Annotated in this window: 1 protein-coding gene; it reads right to left on the bottom strand. The window is 54.6% G+C overall.

Going from position 1 to position 722, the window contains the following annotated elements:
* The coding region (locus B2W96_RS06710; protein ID WP_293009514.1) for an iron-containing alcohol dehydrogenase at positions 1 to 457 on the bottom strand (457 nt) is incomplete at its 3' end.
* Positions 458 to 722 lie beyond the last annotated feature (265 nt).

Raw genomic sequence — 722 nt, 5'->3', positions numbered from 1 at the left:
CAGAATCCGTGGAGCCCTCGGAGCCGGAGGCTGCAATGGTAACAACCGTGCCCACCGGCAGCGCTTTGGTGACGCCCCCCTGCTTGCCGCAGTAGAAATCCCAGAAGTCGCCGTCGTAAACCGCGCCCAGCGCAATCGCCTTGGCAGAATCCATCACGGAGCCGCCGCCGATGGCCAGCACAAAGTCAACGCCCTCCTTGCGGGCCAGCTCGATGCCCTCGTAGACCAAATCGCTGTGGGGGCTGGCCTTTACGCCGCCCAGCTCCACATGGGCGATACCGGCCGCGTCCAGAGAAGCTTTGACGCGGTCCAGCAAACCGGAGCGCACCACGGAGCCGCCGCCGTAATGAATCAGCGCCTTGTGCCCGCCGTAACGGGCCACATATTCGCCCGTCTGCGTCTCCGTGCTCTTGCCGAACACAAAATAAGTAGGACTGTAAAAATTAAAATTTTCCATGTCTTGACCTCCTAAATAGTGAAACAGCTTTGATAATCCGGGTAGTCTGACAGCTATTTTCTTTCATTATAGCTTAACGGCCTTTTTGTCGGATTTGCCTTTCATGGCTTATTTTTTGCAGAGTCTCGCTTTTTCTTCGCAGCGCGGCCGAAGCGACAAATGGCGTCATGCTGCAAAAACCATAGAAGGGAAGGCAAACCTTCCCGCCTTTCAGCCGCTATAATATAAATCAGGAAGACTAAATATAGAGATGAGCAAAACAGCA

It is taken from the genome of Oscillibacter sp. UBA6647, assembly GCA_002455655.1.
In the GTDB taxonomy this organism is placed as follows: Bacteria; Bacillota; Clostridia; order Oscillospirales; family Oscillospiraceae; genus Oscillibacter.
This window is presented reverse-complemented; position numbering and strand designations above follow the sequence as displayed.